This window comes from Methylobacterium sp. 1973, from assembly GCF_040545035.1.
Taxonomy (GTDB): domain Bacteria; phylum Pseudomonadota; class Alphaproteobacteria; order Rhizobiales; family Beijerinckiaceae; genus Methylobacterium; species Methylobacterium fujisawaense.
In genome coordinates this window covers 154,410-168,318 of record NZ_JBEPLA010000001.1, presented here as the reverse complement: position 1 = coordinate 168,318, position 13,909 = coordinate 154,410, and the positions used below count along the sequence as shown (strand labels likewise).

Below are 13,909 nucleotides of genomic sequence, written 5' to 3'. Positions count from 1 at the left end.
AAGCGTGCCAGATGCAGGGACCGACCGTATTGGCGGCGCGCCTTGCCCGTCGCCGCTGTCGAAGAACTGCACCGCCGTCATTGCGAGCGGAGCGAAGCAATCCAGCAGCGCCAGGCCTCCGAACGTCGCGCTGCCCTGGGTCACTTCGCTGCGCTCGTGATGACGGACACCGTCTTCGCGCCGTGATTCGACCGGTCCGACGCCCGCGAAAGCAGCTGAATGCCGCCGGCGTATTCAGCCGGGGTCTTTGGACAGTGCCGGACCGGCCTCAGCCGCGCGCGGAGCGCTCTGCCCATTCCCGGCGCAGGATGGCGTACTGCATCGTGTTCTCGAGGATCGGGTTGCCCTGATCGTCGTCCACGAAGGTGACGAACTCGCGGAACAGGCCCTCGAGGCGCATTCCCAGCGTCGCGCACAGGCGGTGCGAGGCGGCGTTGTCCTCCTCGACATAGGCGTAGAGGCGCCGCGCCTGCCGCTCGCAGAACAGGTGCCCGAACAGAGCGGCCGCGGCCTCATGGGCGTAGCCCGCGCCGCCATACGCGGCGTTGAAGTTCCAGCCGACCGAGAAGGTGTCGGGCGGTTCGGGGAGGCAGAACAGGTCGCCGATCAGCCGGCCGCACGCGGTCAGGCACACGGCCACGTGCTCGTCGTCGCTGGCGCGCCGCTCGGCCTCCGCCTCCGCGTCCGCCGGCGTATCGAGGCGGCTGCTCAGGAAGCAGCGTGCCCGCGGCCGGTGCAGGTAGGCGAACAGGTCGGCGGCGTCGTCCGGCCTGAAGCGCCGCAGGATGAGGCGGTCGGTCCGGATGGCGATCATCGGGCTCCCGGTCGGCGCCGCCCTACGCGGCCACGAGGTTGAAGGTGCGGTCGGCCGGCGCGAGGCTCACCCGCCGCCCCCAGTCGAAGGCGACGAAATCCTGCTCGATCCCGTCCGAGAACACCACGCCGCCCTCGTTCATCCGCGACACCACCGTGAGGGGCGATCCGGCGAACTTGCCGCCGCGCAGGTCGGTGCCGGTGGCGACGCTCGGGAACGGCTCGCGCACCCAGTAGCCGAAGGCCGCCTCCTCGATGCCCACCTCAACGGTGAGGTGCGTCGCCTCGCTGATCGCGCGCGCCCAGCCGGTCAGGCCGGTGCCCGAGGCCACGATCAGCCCGCTCGACGAGTGGTCCTCCGCCCGCGCCCCGTCGTCGATGCGGTAGCGCGCCGATTGGTGGCTGCGGTGGCCGATGAAGATCTCGTTCAGGGCGAGCAGCCGCTCGCCGCCATCGAAGGTCGCCTGCACCATGGTGCGCCGCTGCAGGGGCGCGGCGCCGGCCGCGCTGGCGGGCAGCAGGGCACGCAGGGCCTCGACCCGGGCCCGGGCCAGCACGCCGTCGTAGAGGTCGGGCGCCGGGTTGACGCCGACCACCGGCTGCCCGTCGAGGTATTTGGCGACGTTGGCCACGAGCCCGTCCTGCCCCACGGCCACGACCACGTCCTCGGGGGCGAAGAGGAAGCGGTCGAGGTCGGGGCGCCGCACCAGGGCCTGCCGCCAGTCCAGGGGCACGGCGGACCGCGCCTCGGCGAGCACGGCCTGGAACTGGGCGTGGCGCGCCTCGACCTCCGCGAGCGTCTGGCGCCGGCTCTCCAGGAAGAACCGGACCTGGCCGCGGGTCGCGTGCCGGGCGATGAGCAACTCGTAATCCGTGTCGCGGATCACGAAGACGACCCGGGGGGTGATGGCCGGCATGGCGGGCCTCCTCAGCGCGGCGCGAGCCGCGCGGGCAGCGCGCCGCGGAACTCGCCGAGGACGGCCGCCAGCAGGTCGGGCGTGACGTTGACGTGCTCGATGGTCTCCAGCTTGCCGGCGAGTTCCCGGGCCGCCAGACCGAGCAGGACGGCGGGCGGCATGTCCCGGTAGATTGCGGCGCGGCGCTGCTCCGCCTCGGCCCGGGCTCCCTCGACGAGCCGGATCCGCTCGGCCTCCGCGGCGGCCTCCAGGCCGCGGGCCTCCGCGACGCCGGCGGCGCGGTCGCGGGCGTTCTCGGCTTCTTGCGCGATCAGCACGGTCTCGCGCCGGGCCAGCTCGGTCTTGGTCGCGAGCTCGTTCTCCGCGATGGCGCGCTCCTTCTCGACCGCCAGGGCGCGCCGGGCGAAGGTCGCCTCGTCGGCCTTCTGCTGCAGGGCCTCGAAGGTCGGCGTCTGCAGGGCGCGCTCCAGCTCGCTCGTCGGCGCGAGGTTGGTGAGCCGCACCGCCACGGCCGCGATGCCGATCTCGGCCAGCGCCGGGGCGGCGAAGAGCACCCGTTCCAGAACGGCGCGCAGCGGCTCCGGCCCCGCGTCGAGGAGGGCGCCGATCGGGCTCGCCCCGAGATATTGCAGCACCGCCTGGCCGGCGATGCCGCCGAGGCGCGCCTCGATCCGCTCGATCGGCTCGCCCTGCAGGCGCCCGGTGCGGAGGTCGATCGAGAAGTCGACCCGGCTCGCCAGCAGCTCGGGATCGACGACGTGCCAGCCGATCGTCCCCTGGACCACGACGATCTGGAAGTCCCGGCTGCGGCCGCGGACGAACAGGGTCATCTCGCGGTCGTCCACCGGCACCTCGCTGATGCTGGCGGTCTCGGGCCGGAACCAGAAGACCAGCCCCCGCCCGCTCTGCCGGACCCGGCCGTTGCGGAAGCGGATGATGTGGCTGCTCGCCTCGCTCCGGAGCTGGGCGATCACACCGATGTTGCGGACCGTGGCCATGATGGTCTCCTCAAAACTGACCCGACCTGTCGAAGCGGAAGAGTTCGGCGGGGCGGAACGCCGTCCCGGCCTCGCGGGCGCCCGTCGGCGCGATCCAGCCCCGGTCGCGCATGCGGCGGCGGAAGGCGGATTTGTTGAGGGGCGCGCCGCGGATCGCCGCGTGCACGTCCTGGAGCTGGCGGAGGGTGAAGTGCTCCGGGAGCAGCGCGAAGCCGACATCCGTGTAGTCGAGCTTGCCGCGCAGCCGCTTCACGGCGAGCGCCAGGATGTCGGCGTGGTCGAAGGCGAGGGCGAGGGGGGCGCCGTCCTCCGTGACGGCCGAGACCGGGCCGCCGGCCTCGCCCGCCCAGGGCACGACCAGCGTCGCCGCCGTCAGCGCGGCGCCGCCCGCCAGGGCCTCGGCGAAGGCCGCCTCCGGCAGCAGCGCCAGATAGGCGACCGAGACGATGCGCATCCGCGGATCCCGGTCCACGGCACCGAAGGTGTAGAGCTGCTCGAGCCGCGCCCGCCCGATCCCGGCCTTGTCGCGCAGGACGCGCTCCGCGGCGGCGTCGAGGGTTTCGGCGATGCCCACGAACCCGCCCGGCAGGGCCCAGAGGCCCGCCTGCGGCTGCTGGCTCCGCCGCAGCAGGAGAGCGGCGAGCCGCCCCGCCCGGATCCCCAGCAGGACGAGATCCACCGCCAGGGCGGGCCGCTCGTAGGCCGCAGGATCGTAGCCTGCCACGAACTCGGATTCGATCATCGCTCGATTTCTACTCAGGTTGAGCATAACTAAGACGCAGGTTGCGCATATGTCAAGGCGGCGGCGGATCCGTCAGGACGCGCCGCCGGGCGCACAGCTCCGCACCGGCTCCGCACAGATCCGCCGCGGCGCGGCCGGCGGGTGCGGGCCGAGCCTGGAAAAGGGCGAAGCTTCTCGTGGCGGCAGAGGGGCGGGCGCGGGAGCTTCAGCGGCGAGCCGGCCCCGATCCGCCGGCGCAGGAGGTTTCCCCGATGCCGTTCTTCGCTCCACGATCCGCGGTCGAGCCCCTCCGCAACGCCGCGTTGTCACCGCTCTTCCTCGCGCTGCTGGCGCTCCTCATCATGCTCGCCTCGGCCCACGCGGCGCCGGGGCCGGCGCGGGGCGGCCTGACGCTGCGCGGGCCGGCCGGCGCCGCGCCGGCCGAGGCCGTCCAGCTCGCCACCGACATCAGCGTCGATGTCAGCGGCCCGACCGCCCGGGCCACGGTCACCCAGGCCTTCCGCAACACCACGGCGGAGTGGGTCGAGGGCACCTACGTGTACCCCCTGCCGGAGGACGCGGCCGTCGACGGGATGAAGCTCGTCGTCGGCAACCGCGTGATCGTGGCCGACATCCGCGAGCGGGCGGCGGCCAAGCGCGCCTACGAGGCCGCGAAGGCGGCCGGGCAGTCGGCGGCCCTGACCGCGCAGGAGCGGCCCAACATCTTCACCAACGCGGTCGCCAATATCGGCCCCGGCGAGACGGTGGTGGTCCAGATTACCTATCAGCAGACGATCCCCGTGTCCGGCGAGACGCGGACGCTGCGCCTGCCGCTGGTGGTGGCGCCCCGCTACACTCCCGCCCCCGCCGCGGTGGACGCGGTCTCCCTCGACGGCGTGGCCGAGGCGGCCCGCGACCCGGTTCCGGATCGCGCCCGGATCAGCCCGCCGGTGCTCGACCCGGCCCTGTCCCCGCCGACCAACCCGGTCGCCGTCACCGTGCGGCTCCAGGCGGGCTTCGCCGTCGGCGCCGTCCGCAGCGCCACCCACGCGATCCGCGTGACCGAGACCGGCCCGGAGGCGCGCACCGTCACGCTGGCCGACGGCGTCGTGCCGGCCGACCGCGACCTCGAGCTGACCTGGGAGCCCGCTCCGAGCCGGGTGCCCGGCCTCGGCCTGTTCCGCGAGACCGTGGCCGGCCGGACCTACCTGCTGGCCGCCGTGAACCCGCCGGCGCTCGAGCCCGACGCGGCCACCCGGCCGGCGCGCGACGTCACCTTCGTGATCGACAATTCCGGCTCGATGTCCGGCGCCTCGATGCGGCAGGCCAAGGCCGGGCTGCTGGCCGGCCTCGCGCGTCTGACGCCGCAGGACCGCTTCAACGTCATCCGCTTCGACGACACCTGGGACGCGCTGCATCCCGAGCCGGTCCCGGCGACGCGGGCGGCCCTGGCGGAAGCCGAGCGCTTCGTCGCCGCCCTGGAGGCCCGCGGTGGCACCGAGATGCTGGCACCCCTCAAGGCGGCCCTGGCCGATCCCCATCCGGAGGACGGGCGCGTGCGCCAGGTCGTGTTCCTCACCGACGGGGCCGTCGGCGACGAGGAGCGGATCTTCGCGGCGATCCACGCCAATCTCGGGCGCACGCGCCTGTTCATGGTCGGCATCGGCTCGGCGCCCAACGGCCACCTGATGCGCCACGCCGCCGAGATCGGCCGCGGCAGCTTCACGGAGATCCGCGACCTCGCCCTGGTCGGCGAACGGACCCGCGCGCTCTACGAGAAGCTGGAATCCCCCGCCGTCACCGACCTGACCGCGACCTTCTCGGTCCCGGGCGTCGCCGTCACGCCGGGCGCGCTGCCCGACCTGTATCGCGGCGAGCCGCTGGTCTTCGCCGCGCAGCTGCCGGAGGCGGCCGAGGGGATCGCCCACGGGACCGTGACCGTCTCGGGCCGGGTGGGCGGCCGGACTTGGACCCGGACCCTGCCCCTCGCCGCGGCCGGCACGGGCGCCGGCATCTCCAAGGTCTGGGCGCGCTCCCGGATCGGCGAGACCGAGACCGCGCGGATCACCGGACGCCTCGGCGCGGAGGCGGCCGACGCCACCATCCTGGCGCTGGCCCTGGAGCACGGCCTGACGACGCGGCTGACCAGCCTCGTGGCCATCGACGCCACGCCCCGCCGGGCGCCGGGCACGCCCCTCGTCGCCGCCGACCTGCCGCTGAACCTGCCGGCGGGCTGGGACTTCGCCAAGGTGTTCGGCACGGACCGGAGCGGCGAAGCGCCCGCCGACGACAAGGCCGCCCGGATCGTGCCGATCCATGCCGGCGAGGCGGGCGTCGACCTCCCGCAGACCGGGGCCGGGATCCTGGCGCAGCTCGGCCTGGGCCTGCTCCTCGCCCTCCTGGGCCTCCTGCTGGGCGCTGGCCTTCAGCGGCGCGGTGTCCGGCGGATCGGGGACGCGCGATGAGCCGCTCTCCGGTATCCGGACTGGGGAGGGCCCTCGCGGCCCTCCTCACCCTCGGGGGGCTCGGACTGGCGGCGCAGGCCGCCTGGATCCCCGCCAAGGCCGCCCTGGCGCAGGTTCTGCTGGAGCGCGCCTTCGCCCGCACGCTGGCCGAGGGGCACCCCGCCAAGCCCTGGCCCTGGGCCGACACCGAGCCGGTCGCCCGCCTCACCGTCGCGGGCCGCAGCTTCGTGGTGCTGCGGGGCGGGAGCGGCCAGGCCCTGGCCTTCGGCCCGGGCCATGTGGACGGTACGCCGGAGGCCGGCGCGCCCGGCACCGCAATCTTCGCCGCCCACCGCGACACGCAGTTCGCGGTGCTGGGGCGCCTCGGGCCCGGCGATCCCGTCACGGTGACGGGCCGCGACGGCCGGACCCGGCACTTCCGCGTCACCGGCACGCGGGTGGCGCGGTGGGACGCCTCGGGCATCGACCCGCAGGCGGCCGGCCGGCATCTCGACCTCGTCACCTGCTGGCCCCTGGAGGCGCTTCGGGCCGGACCGCTCCGGCTGATCGTCGAGACGGAGCTGGCGTCGGAGGCGGGTCGTTCCTGACGGGCCGCCGTGGATGGCCAGCTTGGCCGCGCTTGCGCAATTGTGCGGTTTCGTGCGGATCTGTCCGGATCAAGCCCGCGCGAGCCGTGCCTGTGAGCGAGATCGAACTGTCCGAGGCGCAGAGCCGCGCCATTGCCCAGACCGTGCGCGAGGCGCTGGCCCGCCGGCGGATCTCCCGGCAGACGCTGGCCGAAGAGGCCCGGATCAGCATCTCGACCCTGGAGAAGGCGCTTGCCGGCCGCCGGCCCTTCACCCTGGCGACGACGATCCGGCTGGAGGAGGCCCTGGGCCAATCCCTCCGCCAGGAACCGGGGCGACCGGCTCCGGAGACGGCCCGTCACGCGCCCGACGAACTCGGCTCCTATTCCCGGGAGAGCGTGGCCTGGATCGAGGGGCGCTATCTCACCCTGCGGCCCTCCTTCGGGACGGCCGGCGCGATCTTCGCCTACCGTACCGAGATCGCGTGGGACGCGGAGTCGGCCCGCCTCGTGTTCCGCGAGGCCGAGCGGCTCGACGCCCCCTTCGCGCAATCCGGCAGCGTCGCCGTGCCGAGCCAGTCGGGCATGATCTATCTGGTGACCAACTGGCACGGGCAGCATCGCCTGGCGGTCCTGTGCCGCCCGAACATCCAGGGCGAGATGTACGGGGTCCTGACGACGCTCCATGCGGGGCGCGGCACCCAGCTGACCCCCGCCGCGGCGCCCCTGGCGCTGCTTCCGGAGCAGGCCGACGCGTTCGGCTACGGGCGCATCGGACCCGAGGAGCCGGGCTTCGCACCGTACCGCGCCTATCTCGCCCGCGTGCACGAGGACGGCTACGCCACCTTCTTCACGGGTGTCGCCTGACGGGGCCGGGCGCGATGCGTATGGGCCGGCGCCCCTGGCCGTGATGGGCCGGTCGACACAGCAGCCGACGCGTTCGGCCGACCGCGCGTTGCGCCGGAGACCCTGCGCCCGTTCGGGTGCCCGTCGAAGCCTCCGTCCTTGGAGAGGGCCGCTCCGTGAGCAGACCCTCTCCGGACCCGGCGGGCCGCCGGGTTCAGGCCGCGCTACTGGGCCGCGATGTTGTAGGCGAGCGCCGACGAGGCGAGGGAGGCCCCCCACACGCAGAGCGTCGTGCTCGTTCCCATGGTCGGCACCGCGATCAGCGCGCCGACGCTGGCCACGGCGAGGCCGATCGCTGCCCCGTACAGTGCGTCGTCGCTCACGCCGCCGGCGACACGATCGATCTCTTCATCCGTCAATTCGCGGATCTCTGGCACATTCTTCATCATCGCGACCTTTCGATATCGATGGTTGAATGCCGAATTATCCATCGGCGTCGCGCAGGCAGCCCCAAAGCGTTCGAGAGATCAAATCGTATAGAAGCACTATAGCCTGCGTCCGGGCGAGGTCCTATCGCCGGTGCCGTCCTGCCCTGGGCTCCGGAGCCGCGACGGCAGAGGTGAAGACCTGCCGCTTCGATCGCGACGACTGCGCCGCGATCACCGAGGCGAGTCGGCATCCGGTGGGGCTCCGAGCCCGCGTCCGGAGCGCGCCGACGCTCGCCCATGCTCCGATGCTGCGGGCGTCCGGCCTTGCGATCGCGTTGGTGATCACATCGCGGCGTCGAGGCTGAGCAACCGTCGATCAACGCACCGGGTCGACGGGGCGTCGAGGCATGCGCGAGGCGGGCTCGTCGATCGACGGCATGGGATCGATGCCCAGGAGGGCTGCGAGATCCGGCCCGGCATTCGGCTCCAGCAGGTCGGCGAGGGTATGTCGGTCGAGGACCGCGAGGAACGCGGCGAGCGCTTCGTTCAAGACACCCTTGAGGCGGCACGCGGGCGTGATCGCACAGGCCGCACCGGCGAAGCAGGGGACCAGCGCCAGATCCTCCTCCATGGCCCGCACGACGTCTCCGACGCGGATCTGGTCCGCGGGCCGGCCCAGAAGCAAGCCGCCGCCCCGGCCGCGCGTCGTCCGGATCAATCCCAGCCGGCCCAGCTGATGCACCACCTTCACCAAGTGATGCTCGGAGATCCCGTAGGCCGCCGCGACGCCGGCTATGGAGCCCTGCCGGGGGCCCAGCGAGCCGAGATAGATCAGAGTGCGCAGGCCGTAATCGGTGAAGCGGGTCAGCCGCATGTCAACTCCGTAACAGCCCTTAAGGTGCATGACGATTGCACCTTTAAAAATGGGCCGTCATAAGGTGCATGTAATATGCATCTTGAGGACCGCCATGCCTGCCCCGCTGAGTCCCTCCACCGTCGCCCTCATCAAAGCCACGATTCCCGCCCTGGAGGCGCGAGGCCTGGACATCACGCGGCGCATGTACGAGCGCCTGTTCGAGAACGCCGAGATGCGCGACCTCTTCAACCAGTCGCACCATGGGGCAGCGGGCTCGCAGCCGAAGGCCCTCGCGCAAGCCGTGCTGGCCTATGCCCGCAACATCGACAATCTGAGCGTTCTCGGCGGGGCGGTGGAGCGCATCGCGCAGAAGCATGTCGCGCTCAACATCCTCCCCGAGCACTATCCGCATGTCGCGGATGCGCTGCTCGGCGCGATCGGCGACATTCTGGGCGATGCGGCGACGTCCGAGACCTGCGCGGCCTGGGGAGACGCGTACTGGCTCCTGGCGGAGATCCTGATCGGGCGCGAGGCGGCCATCTACCGCGACCACGCCGCAAAGCCTGGAGGCTGGACCGGCTGGCGCGCGTTCCAGGTCGAGAGCGTGACCCAGGAGAGCGAGACGATCCGCTCCTTCGTGCTGGCGCCGGTCGATGGGGGGCCCGTGCTGCGCCACCAGCCCGGTCAGTACCTCGGCTTCCTCTTCGACCTGCCAGGCCAGGGCGTTCTGAAACGCAATTACTCGGTCTCGTGTGCCCCGAACGACCGCGTCTACCGCATCACCGTCAAGCGCGAGAACGCGCCCGGTGCGCCGGCCGGTGTCGTCTCGAACTGGCTGCACGACGCGGCCGGCATCGGCACGATCCTGCGCGTGGCACCGCCGTCGGGCGACTTCTTCCTCGACCGGTCGACGAACGGCCCGGTGGTCCTGGTCAGCGGCGGCGTCGGACTGACGCCGATGGTGAGCATGCTGGCCGCCATCGCGGATGAGATGCCCGAGCGCCCGACTTGGTATGTCCACGGAGCCCTCAACGGCCGTGTCCATGCGCTGCGGGACGCGACGGCCGCCGCAGCCTCGGGGCGCGCGCATATCCGCGTCCGGACCTTCTACGCCCAGCCGGACGCGCAGGACCGGCGTGGCGAACATTACGACGAGGCGGGTCTCATCACGGCGGATTGGCTCGTCGCGAACACGCCGCAGGCCGAAGCGGTCTACTACCTCTGCGGTCCCAAGCCGTTTCTGGCCGCGCTCGTGAACGGCCTGCAGCGCCACGGCGTCCCGGCCGAGCGGGTCCGCTTCGAATTCTTCGGGCCGGCGGACGAATTGCTGGAGGACGAGGTGCGGCGCTTCGCCTGATCGTGGCGCCACGGCCGGGTGTCGGCGGCGCCGCGAACGGCGCTGCCGCCTCCCGTGATCGCGCGTGCGGGCGCCGGACCGCCCGGTGCCGACGGAACGGGCGCCCGCCGTCGAGCGCCGCGGGCCGCCCTGCCGTCCCTAACCCTTCAACCGCTCGATCAGGGCCAGGGTCCGGCGACCGGTGTCGTCGAAGGCAGGCAGATCGATCATGGGGTCGGGCTTGGCGACGGCGGTCAGTCGCGCGCGGTCGCGGATGACGATCTCCTGGCCCGCAACGCCGATGCCGATCTTGGTGAGGGCTTTGAGGGCGCGGGAGAAGGACTCGCGCGTCATCCCGAGTTCGGACGCGATCATGTGCTTCTCGTAGGGCAGGATCGCGCGGTCCGGCGTGCCCTGCCGTTCGGATAGGACGAGGATATGGCATCCGACGCGCTCGGCCGCGGAGCGCAGCTTCAGATTCTTGGTCTGCCGCACCATCCGACGGAACTGCTCGGCGAGCGTTTCCAGAACCGCCTTCGCCAGATGCGGGTTGCGTTCCACCGCGTCGCGGAACGCATCGGCCGGAATGAGCAGGAAGCGGGTCGGCTCCGGAGCCCGCCCCTGCATCAGATACGGCGATGCGGTCACGACGGCGGCAGGGATCAACAGGTCCGGCGCCCTCACGACTTCGATGAGCACCTCGCGGCCATCGCGGGATCGTCCGAAGAGCTGAACCGATCCCGACAGGACGACGATCTGGAAGGTCGGGACCTCGCCCTGCGCGAAAAGGATCGTCCCCGCCGGCACTTCGTGCTCGAGCGTGTGCTGGAACATGGTGCGGATGCGCGGTGCCTCCTTGCTGCTGTCACCCGTTCCGGGATCGGTGTTCGCTTCTCCGCGCATGGCAAGCTGCGCTTCCACTCGACCTCGGCATCGTGAGAACCGGGGCGCATTCCGGCCTTGATGCATATCAACTGCAGATTTGGCCCATCCCCGATCCCGATCCGGCATCGACCGCGCGCCGCCGACCCGCGGCGAACGCGAACCGCCGGAGCCGGCAAGCGCCCTGGGGTCGGAAGTGACTGCCGTGCGCCGATCCACCCGATGTCGGCGCGGAGGCGGGCCTGCAGCCCTACGAGCAGCTGTGGGCGGGCGCCGAGAGGGCATTGGGGATGCCTTCGAAGAGCGAGCCTCTGCGTCGAAGCCCGTCCCCTGAGGCATCCCGGAATCGGCATCTCGACGGGGCGCAACGCGCGTCCGTCTTCAGTCGCCCTCCAGGCTTTCTGCGATCAGTGCCATGCGCACCAGCTCGGACAGGCTGCCCGCCTGCATCTTGGACATGACGTTGGCCCGGTAGATCTCGACGGTCCGCGGGCTGATGCCGAGATCGAGCCCGATGACCTTGTTGGCCTTGCCGGCGACCAGTCCTTCCAGGACCTGGCGCTCGCGCTCGCTGAGTGCGGCCAAGCGCGCCCGCACCGCGTCCCCCTCGGCGTCGCGCGTCCGGGCGCGATCCGCCCGCGCCAAGGCCGATCGGATGCTGGCGAGAAGAACGTCGTCGTCGAAGGGCTTCTCGATGAAGTCCACCGCGCCGGCCTTCATCGCTTCGACCGCGAGCGCGACGTCCGCATGGCCTGTCATGACGATCACGGGCGGCATCCGGCCTCTCTGCCGGAGGCGGTGCAGCAGTTCGACGCCGTCGATGTCGGGCATGCGCACGTCCGTGACGATGCATCCGACACGGTCGGTCCCCGCGGCGAGGAAGGCGGTCGCCGAGTCGTGCACCTGGACGGCCAGTCCGTCGGTCGCCAGCAGGAAGGCGAGGGACTGGCGCACCGCGAGATCGTCGTCCACGATGTGCACGGGCGCGTCAGTCGACATGAGCCATCTCCTCGCGGTCGAGCGTGCGCAGGGTGAAGCGGAAGGTCGTTCCGCCGTCCGGACCCGGGCAGGCCAGGATCTTGCCGCCATGGGCCTCGACGATGGTTCGACAGATCGACAGGCCGACGCCCATGCCGTTCGCCTTCGTTGTCACGAAGGGCTGGAACAGCTGCTCGGCGATCTCGGGCGCGATGCCGGTCCCGGTATCCGACACCCGTATCTCGACCAGGCCTTCGGCCGGACGCGCCCGCGTCCCGACGACGAGTTCGCGCCGGGTCACGTCCTGCATGGCCTCGATCGCGTTGCGGATGAGGTTGAGCAGGACCTGCTGCACTTGGATCCGGTCGGCCAGCACGAGCGGCGCATCCGGATCGAGATCGAAGCGGACGCGCACGCCCTTCTCCTTGGCGCCGACGAGGGCGAGGGCGCTCGCCTCCTCGACCAGCTTGGGCAGGCTTTCGATATGCCGCTCGTTCTCGCCGCGCGATACGAAGTCCCGCAGGTGCCGGATCACCTGTCCGGCTCTCAGGGCCTGATCGGCCGCTTGGTTCACCGCGTCGGAGAGCCGGGCCGCCTCCGGGCCTTCCATGCGCCCGAGGAGGCGGCGGCAGCCCTTGAGATAGCTCGCGATTGCCGTGAGCGGCTGGTTGATCTCGTGCGCCAGCGTCGATGCCATCTCGCCCAGGGCGGTGAAGCGCGACATGTGCACCAGCTCGGACTGCAACTCCTGCAGACGCATCTCCGTCTGGTTCCGTTCGGTGAGGTCGCGGATGAAGCCGGTGAAGTAGCGCACGCCGCCCGAACGCATCTCGCCGACCGCCAATTCCATCGGGAAGGTCGAGCCGTCCTTGCGCTGGCCGACCACGACGCGGCCGATGCCGATGATGCGGCGTTCTCCGGTCGAACGGTAGCGCGCCATGTAGGCGTCGTGCTGGCTCCGATACGGTTCCGGCATCAGCAGGCTGACGTTCCGGCCGACCATCTCGTCCGGCCCGTAACCGAACTGCCGCACGGCCGCCGCGCTGAACGATTTGATCTGCGCCTGCTCGTCGATGACGATCATGGCGTCGGGGACCGTGTCGAGGATCGAGCGCAGATGCGCCTCGCGCGCCCGCAGGTCTTCATCGGCCTGCTTCTGTTCGTGAATGCTGAAGACCACGCCGCGGTGGCGGCACGGCCGACCGTCGGCGCCGAGCTGCACGCGGCCGCGCGAACGCAGCCAGTGGACGCGTCCATCGGGATGCACCGCCCGATAATCGACCTCGTAGCGTCCGCCCTCCGCCAGCGCGCGCCCGATGGCGTCCGCCCTGGCTGCGCGGTCGTCCGGATGCACGAAGGCCTGCATCGCGTCGAAGGTGGTCAGGCGGTCCGGCGGCACCCCGAACAGACGAAGGCAGGACGGCAAGATCGTGACGCGCCCGGTCCGGACGTCGAGGGCCCAGCCGCAGATGCCCGCTTCGTCGAGCGTCAGCCGAAGTCCCTCCGCGTCGAAGGGGTCGTCGCCGCGGGAACCCGGATCGTTGGGAGGGTCAGACGTCGTCATGTCGGCCGTACGGGGGGACGGCATCGTCATCCGTCCGGATCGTCGGCGCCCGTCTTACAACGCCGGGTCCATCAAGAAACAGCCGGCGCGCACCGCGGTCGTCGGTCCTCCGGGAGGGCCTGGCCGGCGGGGCTCCTGGCGGCCCGCGATCCTGGCCTCGAGCCGCCGACGCCTCCGCCCCGCATCCGGCTGCCCGCGGCGCGGCGGGGCCGGGAACGCCGCTTGCACGGCGCAGGGGGCGGCCGCGCGACGCCCGGGGAGGGCCGGCCGTTTACGCTTAAGCGCGCGATGCGATTTCGGATTTTGGAATGGAGCGGGTGAAGGGAATCGAACCCTCGTATTCAGCTTGGAAGGCTGCTGCTCTACCATTGAGCTACACCCGCGCGGGCGGATCGTTAGCACGCTGCGATGCCCGTGAGAAGGTGGGGCGCGGCCGGCGATGAACGGCCGCCGCGAAGGGACGATCCTCCGGCGCCGCGCCGCTCGGCAACCCGGCACCGCCTCGAAACGAGGGGCTTGCGACGGTCGCGTCGCTCCAGC

Annotated in this window: 13 protein-coding genes and 1 tRNA gene; 4 read left to right on the top strand and 10 right to left on the bottom strand. The window is 71.8% G+C overall.

Annotation, left to right across the window (positions count from 1 at the left end; translation table 11 throughout):
• Positions 1 to 268: 268 nt before the first annotated feature.
• Genes ABIC70_RS00845 through ABIC70_RS00830 form a run of 4 tightly spaced genes read right to left on the bottom strand, consistent with a single transcriptional unit; the run spans position 269 to position 3,470 of the window.
• Entirely contained in the window at positions 269 to 814 is a 546-nt protein-coding gene (locus ABIC70_RS00845) for a GNAT family N-acetyltransferase (protein ID WP_053611087.1), read from the bottom strand.
• Between the two features lie 22 nt (positions 815 to 836).
• Positions 837 to 1,730 carry a hypothetical protein gene (locus ABIC70_RS00840; protein ID WP_354438623.1) on the bottom strand — a complete coding sequence of 298 codons (894 nt, stop codon included), beginning with the start codon at positions 1,728 to 1,730 and terminating at the stop codon, positions 837 to 839.
• Between the two features lie 11 nt (positions 1,731 to 1,741).
• The gene (locus tag ABIC70_RS00835) at positions 1,742 to 2,728 is read right to left on the bottom strand and encodes an SPFH domain-containing protein (protein WP_354438622.1); all 987 of its coding nucleotides are present in this window, start codon (positions 2,726 to 2,728) and stop codon (positions 1,742 to 1,744) included.
• A 10-nt stretch (positions 2,729 to 2,738) separates the two neighbouring features.
• Positions 2,739 to 3,470, bottom strand: a complete 732-nt coding sequence (locus tag ABIC70_RS00830; RefSeq protein ID WP_354438621.1) for an NUDIX hydrolase — start codon at positions 3,468 to 3,470, stop codon at positions 2,739 to 2,741.
• 251 nt (positions 3,471 to 3,721) lie between these two features.
• Between ABIC70_RS00830 and ABIC70_RS00825 the strand changes: the two genes are divergently transcribed.
• The 3 genes from ABIC70_RS00825 to ABIC70_RS00815 all read left to right on the top strand — a co-directional run bounded on the left by ABIC70_RS00825 (position 3,722) and on the right by ABIC70_RS00815 (position 7,346).
• Positions 3,722 to 5,914, top strand: coding sequence for a marine proteobacterial sortase target protein (locus ABIC70_RS00825; protein WP_354438619.1), 2,193 nt, complete (start codon positions 3,722 to 3,724; stop codon positions 5,912 to 5,914).
• Positions 5,911 to 6,501, top strand: coding sequence for a class GN sortase (locus ABIC70_RS00820; RefSeq protein ID WP_354438617.1), 591 nt, complete (start codon positions 5,911 to 5,913; stop codon positions 6,499 to 6,501). Before ABIC70_RS00825 ends, ABIC70_RS00820 begins: the two co-directional genes overlap by 4 nt.
• A gap of 92 nt (positions 6,502 to 6,593) precedes the next feature.
• Positions 6,594 to 7,346: a helix-turn-helix domain-containing protein gene (locus ABIC70_RS00815; protein ID WP_043760259.1), complete on the top strand. Its 753-nt coding sequence runs from the start codon at positions 6,594 to 6,596 to the stop codon at positions 7,344 to 7,346.
• 203 nt (positions 7,347 to 7,549) lie between these two features.
• Here the strand turns inward: ABIC70_RS00815 and ABIC70_RS00810 are convergent, their stop codons facing one another.
• Positions 7,550 to 7,708: a hypothetical protein gene (locus ABIC70_RS00810; protein ID WP_158498482.1), complete on the bottom strand. Its 159-nt coding sequence runs from the start codon at positions 7,706 to 7,708 to the stop codon at positions 7,550 to 7,552.
• A 421-nt stretch (positions 7,709 to 8,129) separates the two neighbouring features.
• A complete protein-coding gene (locus ABIC70_RS00805) occupies positions 8,130 to 8,627 on the bottom strand; it encodes an Rrf2 family transcriptional regulator (RefSeq protein ID WP_043386753.1) in 498 nt (165 codons plus the stop codon).
• 94 nt (positions 8,628 to 8,721) lie between these two features.
• Between ABIC70_RS00805 and hmpA the strand changes: the two genes are divergently transcribed.
• Positions 8,722 to 9,966: an NO-inducible flavohemoprotein gene (gene hmpA / locus ABIC70_RS00800; RefSeq protein WP_354438614.1), complete on the top strand. Its 1,245-nt coding sequence runs from the start codon at positions 8,722 to 8,724 to the stop codon at positions 9,964 to 9,966.
• Positions 9,967 to 10,104: 138 nt separating this feature from the next.
• Here the strand turns inward: hmpA and ABIC70_RS00795 are convergent, their stop codons facing one another.
• The 4 genes from ABIC70_RS00795 to ABIC70_RS00780 form a co-directional block, all read right to left on the bottom strand.
• On the bottom strand, positions 10,105 to 11,046 hold the full coding sequence (locus ABIC70_RS00795; protein ID WP_244538985.1) for a cyclic nucleotide-binding domain-containing protein: 942 nt from the start codon (positions 11,044 to 11,046) through the stop codon (positions 10,105 to 10,107).
• 162 nt (positions 11,047 to 11,208) lie between these two features.
• Positions 11,209 to 11,826 (bottom strand): response regulator FixJ, encoded by a 618-nt coding sequence (gene fixJ, locus ABIC70_RS00790; protein WP_043345590.1) that lies wholly within the window; start codon positions 11,824 to 11,826, stop codon positions 11,209 to 11,211.
• The gene (locus ABIC70_RS00785; RefSeq protein WP_043345594.1) at positions 11,816 to 13,369 is read right to left on the bottom strand and encodes a PAS domain-containing sensor histidine kinase; all 1,554 of its coding nucleotides are present in this window, start codon (positions 13,367 to 13,369) and stop codon (positions 11,816 to 11,818) included. Before ABIC70_RS00785 ends, fixJ begins: the two co-directional genes overlap by 11 nt.
• 309 nt (positions 13,370 to 13,678) lie before the next feature.
• A tRNA-Gly gene (locus ABIC70_RS00780) sits at positions 13,679 to 13,752 on the bottom strand.
• Positions 13,753 to 13,909: the final 157 nt, after the last annotated feature.

Excerpts from the sequence above, each read along its gene's own strand:
- ABIC70_RS00845 (WP_053611087.1), bottom strand. The coding sequence starts at position 814 with ATGATCGCCATCCGGACCGACCGCCTCATCCTGCGGCGCTTCAGGCCG.
- ABIC70_RS00840 (WP_354438623.1), bottom strand. The coding sequence starts at position 1,730 with ATGCCGGCCATCACCCCCCGGGTCGTCTTCGTGATCCGCGACACGGAT.
- ABIC70_RS00835 (WP_354438622.1), bottom strand. The coding sequence starts at position 2,728 with ATGGCCACGGTCCGCAACATCGGTGTGATCGCCCAGCTCCGGAGCGAG.
- ABIC70_RS00830 (WP_354438621.1), bottom strand. The coding sequence starts at position 3,470 with ATGATCGAATCCGAGTTCGTGGCAGGCTACGATCCTGCGGCCTACGAG.
- ABIC70_RS00825 (WP_354438619.1), top strand. The coding sequence starts at position 3,722 with ATGCCGTTCTTCGCTCCACGATCCGCGGTCGAGCCCCTCCGCAACGCC.
- ABIC70_RS00820 (WP_354438617.1), top strand. The coding sequence starts at position 5,911 with ATGAGCCGCTCTCCGGTATCCGGACTGGGGAGGGCCCTCGCGGCCCTC.
- ABIC70_RS00805 (WP_043386753.1), bottom strand. The coding sequence starts at position 8,627 with ATGCGGCTGACCCGCTTCACCGATTACGGCCTGCGCACTCTGATCTAT.
- hmpA (WP_354438614.1), top strand. The coding sequence starts at position 8,722 with ATGCCTGCCCCGCTGAGTCCCTCCACCGTCGCCCTCATCAAAGCCACG.
- fixJ (WP_043345590.1), bottom strand. The coding sequence starts at position 11,826 with ATGTCGACTGACGCGCCCGTGCACATCGTGGACGACGATCTCGCGGTG.
- ABIC70_RS00785 (WP_043345594.1), bottom strand. The coding sequence starts at position 13,369 with ATGACGACGTCTGACCCTCCCAACGATCCGGGTTCCCGCGGCGACGAC.